The organism is Pseudomonas sp. MN1F (assembly GCF_009391885.1).
Taxonomy (GTDB): Bacteria; Pseudomonadota; Gammaproteobacteria; order Pseudomonadales; family Pseudomonadaceae; genus Aquipseudomonas.
The window spans coordinates 1-5,138 of record NZ_VZII01000073.1 but is presented as its reverse complement, the minus strand read 5'-3'; the positions used below and the strand labels follow the sequence as shown (position 1 = coordinate 5,138).

Genomic DNA, 5,138 nt, shown 5'->3' with positions numbered 1-5,138 from the left:
CTCTCGCGTGCTGATTCCACAGGCAGTCAGCTCGACTCTGAATTTTCGATGTATTTACTGCGTTTTCACACAGCCTGGGTCGATAGCTGCCAGTCGCGAGTGACTGATTTGCAATGACGCTTCATGAGAAAACCCCGCCAGTTGGCGGGGTTTCGATCCGACGGTGCGATTATGCAACGCGCGTGTCACGCGGCCCGGCGTGCAACCGGCGCTTGCGCACCAACAAATGCGCCGTCGAAACCACCGCCAGGCTGACCAGGCTGGCAAGCAATTGCGTGCGCAGCCCTTCCTGGAACGCCATGGCCACCAGCACCCCGACGATGGCGGCGATAACCGCGTAGGACAGACCGGGAAACAGCCACATGCGCAGCGTCAGGCGCTGTGGCGCTTCGCGCTCCAGTTGACGGCGCAGCCGCACTTGAGCGATCGCGATGGCCAGGTAGACAAACAACATGATGGCGCCCGAGGCGTTCACCAGGAAAAGGAAAACACCTTGCGGTGACGCGATCGCTGCGGCGATGGCAATGTAGCCAATCACACTGCTCAGCAATACCGCCAAGCGCGGTACCCGGTGCCCGGTCAGTTGCGACAATGCAGCCGGCGCATCGCCACGCTCGCTGAGGCCGAACAGAATGCGCGAAGACACATACAACCCCGAGTTCAGCGCCGACAGCACGGCAACCAGAACCACGGCTTCCATGATCAGCGTCGCACCCGGTACATGCATGACTTCCATGGCGGTGACGAAAGGTGAATGACCTGCCTCGATACTGCCCCAGGGCACGATACAGACGATCAGCAGAATAGAGACGACGTAGAACGTGATCACCCGAAAGATCACCGAGCGGGTCATCGCAGCGACACTCTTGGAAGGGTCATCCGATTCGGCTGCGGCGATGGTAGCGATTTCTGCGCCGCCCACCGCGAAGATCACTGTTGGCACGCCGGCGAGCACGGCGCTGATGCCGTAGGGCATGAAGCCGCGGTCGTTGACCAGGTTGTCCAGCAAGGCGCCGGTGCTAGGCGCCCATCCGAACAGATAGGCACAACCCAGGCCAATGAACACGATGATGGCGAACACCTTGAGTGATGCGAACCAGTACTCGAACTCGCCATAGGACTTCACCGACAGACAATTGATGGCGGTCATGATTGCCAGCAGGCTCAGGCCGATGGCCCAGGCGGGCAGCGGGATCCATTGCTTCAATATGTCGGCTCCAACCACCGCCTCCACCGCCACGACAATGACCCAGAAGTACCAGTACAACCAGCCACTGGTGAAACCGACCCAATTGCCCAGCCCCAGTCGCGCGTACTCGGTAAACGATCCAACGCCCGGTATCGCCACCGCCATTTCACCGAGCATGCGCATGACCAGCATCACCACGATGCCGGCAGCAAGATAGCTGAGAAACGCTGCGGGGCCGATCGCGCCAATGGTTGCACTGCTGCCAACGAACAGGCCGGCGCCAATGATGCCGCCCAGCGAAATCATGGTGATGTGCCGCTGGCGCAAGGCGCCACTCAGCCGGCGCTCACGCGGTTCATCCAGCTTCAGCGAATGGCTCATGGGTGCACCTCCTGATCCTGCGTGTTGCCGTACAAGCGAGCCTCGCCGAACGAGACATCGGATGATGAAATGTGATGCGACGCCGGATATTCTGGGCGCCTGCCATGGCCCCCTGGAAGCGGAAGCAATGCAAGCGGGCTGCGCGCCAGGTTGTGGAACGGCTGATCTGTCATGGCGAATTCCTACCGTAGGGGTTCGTATTATTGTAATGCATGACAAGCAGTACAATTCGAAGCTATCAACCCATATTTATCTTGTCAATATCGTTTGTCATGGGTGACAATACAGGACAAGCCCAGCTCTTATCCTGCTGTGCACAGGATAAGCACAAGGAAAAATCAGGCCATGAGCCCATTCAAAGAGCTACTTGCTGCCCTAAAGACGGATACGCTGCTGCAGCGCGACAGCGCCGAAACACTCTACGCGCAACTTGCCTCCTCCCTTGCCGAAGCCATTCGCAGTGGCGCCCTGAGTCCGGGCGAACGGCTTCCACCCCATCGCGAGCTGGCCGGCGAACTGGGCATCAACATCACCACCGTGACCCGCGCCATGGCCGTGCTGCAGGAGCAAGGCCTGGTCGAGAGTCGCCCAGGCCGGGGCACCCAGGTTGCGGTGCCGCGCCAGGTACAGGTGCAGTTCCAGTCGGCGCCAAGCGATGCCCCCGGCATGATCGACCTCAGCGTCAACCGCCCCGCTACCGATGATTACACCCAGGCTCTGGCCACCCTCCTGCCGCGCCTGGCCAGCGACCCGCGCTTTGCCGGGATGAAGGAGTATCACCCCTCCGAAGGCATGTCCTGGGCGCGAGAAGCCGCGGCGACCTGGTTGCGTGCACTGGATGTACCCGCTCAACCGAGCAATGTGGTGATCACCGAAGGGGCCCAGCACGGCATCGCCTGCATCTTGCGCGCCATGACAGTGGCAGGTGACACCGTGTTGGCCGACAGCATTACCTATCAGGGCATCAACGCCCTGTGCCGGTCATTGGGGCTGAACCTGGTTGGCGTAGAGGGGGATGAGCGAGGCATGAACCCTCGAGCCCTGGGCGAGGCTATCGCGACCTACGCACCACGGGTGCTGTTCCTCGTGCCGTCGATCCATAACCCGACCGCCATCACCCTCGACGCGCAACGTCGTGCAGAGCTCCTTGAAGTACTTGCACCGCACGACGAACTCTGGCTGATCGAGGACGATGTCTATCGCCCCTTGCTCGAGCGTAGGGACGAGACGTTCATGTTGCGCCGCCCTGCGCGGACGTTCTATGTCACCGCCCTCTCCAAATGCATCGCACCGGGCCTGCGCATCGGCTTCGTCGTCGCGCCGCCCGAACAGGTGCAGAACATCGCCACTACCTTGCGCATCGACTGCTGGAGCATTTCGCCGCTTAACGCGCTGATCGCGACACGCTTGATCGAGGATCGCGTCAGCGAGGCACTGATTGCCCATCAGCGCGAGGAGTTGCGCGAACGCCAGGCCTTGCTCGCAGAGCACCTCAAGGGCCTGCATTTCCAGGCCAGCGATGTTGGCACACATGCCTGGCTGCAGCTGCCTGAACCTTGGAGCGCGTCACGTTTCGCCCGCCTTTGCCGGGAGCATGGCGTCGGGCTACTGCCCGGCGGGGCGTTCAGCCTGCGCCATGACCAGTCGCCCAATGCGGTGCGCATCAACCTTTCCGCGGCCAAGTCGCGCGAGCAGCTCGTCCAGGCCCTGGACGTCATTGCCCGTTTCGCGCAGCAAGGTCATTTGCATATGTTCGACAGGGTCTGAAGCCTAGATGAAGATGCCAGAGCGTTGTGAAGTCGCTGTAATCGGTGCCGGTGCGGTTGGCGTTGCCACTGCCTTGTGGCTCCGCCGCCGGGGTTATCAGGTGGTGTTGCTGGAACGCGATGCGGTCGCTGCAGGTGCCTCCTATGGCAATGCGGGCACATTCGCACCCTACGGCTGCATGCCTATCGCACAACCTGGCCTACTGCGCGACATACCACGCCTGCTCTTCTCGGCGGACTCGCCCTTTGTGGTTCGGTGGTCTCGCCTGCCGCGTTTGCTGCCCTGGCTTGTCCGCTTCCTGAATCAGTGCCGGCCTCATCATTTCCAGCGCAACGCGACGGCCCTTGCACAATTGCTGCAACACACCTACGAAGGGTGTGCACCACTGCTGGATGAGGCGCCTGTGGCCGAAAAGCACCTGCGCCATAAAGGCTGCATCTATGCCTACTCCAGCCTGGAAAGCCTGCGCGGCGCCGACGGCGGTTATGCGCTGCGTGACAGCTTCGGCATCCCTCAACAGCGCTTGAGCCGCGACGAACTCGAAGCACTTGAGCCCGCGCTCGCCGGCAAGACGGTCGGCGGTATCCTCTTCCCCAAATCCTCCCATCTGGATGATCCACAGCGGTTCTTCGAAGACTTGGCTGCGCCACTGCTGCACGACGGTACCCTGTGTTTCAGTACCGTGCAGCGCCTTGTTCGGCGCAGCAACGCACTGCAACTGGACTGCACCGATGGCCACAGCCTGCTCGCCGAACGCGTGGTGCTCTGCGGCGGAGCCTGGTCTGCCTCCCTCGCGCAGCAACTGGGCGATCGCATCCCGCTGGATACCGAGCGTGGCTACCATATCGAGTTCGACCTGGAAGATACCTTGCTCGAACGCCCCTGCTGCCCGGTCGAAAGCGCCTTCTACATGACTCCCATGGCGGGTCGCCTGCGCGTGGCCGGCACCGTGGAGCTGGGTTCAATCAATGACCCAGCCAACCCCCGGCGCTACGAGTACCTGGAGCAACGGGTACGCTGCGTGCTTGGCCTTCGCCAGCCAGTGGCGAGGCGCTGGCTGGGCTTTCGCCCGTCGCTGCCGGACTCGCTACCGGTCATTGGCGTCTCGCCGAACGAACCGCGCCTGATTCACGCCTTTGGTCATCAGCACCTTGGCTTGACACTGGCGGGGGTAACAGGGCAACTGGTAAGCCAACTCATCGAAGGAACAGCGCCTGCATGGCTCGACGCGTTTTCCTCACGCCGTTTCTGACCCAAGGAGATTGACCCATGACCATTCAGCGCAAACAGATCAACCCGCGCATGAGCCAGATCGTGATCCACCGCGACACCGTCTATCTTGCCGGCCAGGTCGGCGAGACCGGCCAGACGGTGGCGGAACAGACCCGAGAAGCCCTGGCGCGGGTGGATGCACTGCTCGATGAGGCCGGCACCACTCGCCAGCACCTGCTTCAGGCCATTATCTGGTTGGCCGACATGGCGGACTTTGACGAGATGAATACCGTATGGGATGCCTGGGTACCCAGCGGCCATGCACCGGCGCGAGCCTGCGGCGAGGCGAAGCTGGCAGATCCACAGCTGCTGGTGGAAGTGATCATTACCGCTGCCGTTCCCCAGTAATGTCACGTGGCGCCGGGCTTGCGACGAGCCCGGATGGCCACCGAAAGGCTCAAGTTTCGGAACTCCTGGAACGGTTGTTTCAGTCCTTGACGTCTGCTTTGGGTCCAGGCTGTGTGAAAACGCAGTAAATACATCGAAAATTCAGAGTCGAGCTGACTGCCTGTGGAATCAGCACGCGAGA

4 protein-coding genes are annotated in these 5,138 nt (G+C 61.6%); 3 read left to right on the top strand and 1 reads right to left on the bottom strand.

Going from position 1 to position 5,138, the window contains the following annotated elements:
• Positions 1 to 169: 169 nt before the first annotated feature.
• Entirely contained in the window at positions 170 to 1,570 is a 1,401-nt protein-coding gene (locus F6X59_RS27940; protein WP_152959295.1) for an amino acid permease, read from the bottom strand.
• Positions 1,571 to 1,915: 345 nt separating this feature from the next.
• Between F6X59_RS27940 and F6X59_RS27935 the strand changes: the two genes are divergently transcribed.
• From F6X59_RS27935 to F6X59_RS27925, 3 genes are read left to right on the top strand one after another with little or no spacing between them, the layout of a single operon-like run.
• Positions 1,916 to 3,337 carry a PLP-dependent aminotransferase family protein gene (locus F6X59_RS27935; RefSeq protein ID WP_152959294.1) on the top strand — a complete coding sequence of 474 codons (1,422 nt, stop codon included), beginning with the start codon at positions 1,916 to 1,918 and terminating at the stop codon, positions 3,335 to 3,337.
• A gap of 7 nt (positions 3,338 to 3,344) precedes the next feature.
• The gene (locus F6X59_RS27930; protein WP_152959293.1) at positions 3,345 to 4,589 is read left to right on the top strand and encodes an FAD-binding oxidoreductase; all 1,245 of its coding nucleotides are present in this window, start codon (positions 3,345 to 3,347) and stop codon (positions 4,587 to 4,589) included.
• Positions 4,590 to 4,606: 17 nt separating this feature from the next.
• Positions 4,607 to 4,957, top strand: coding sequence for a RidA family protein (locus F6X59_RS27925; protein WP_085622595.1), 351 nt, complete (start codon positions 4,607 to 4,609; stop codon positions 4,955 to 4,957).
• Positions 4,958 to 5,138: the final 181 nt, after the last annotated feature.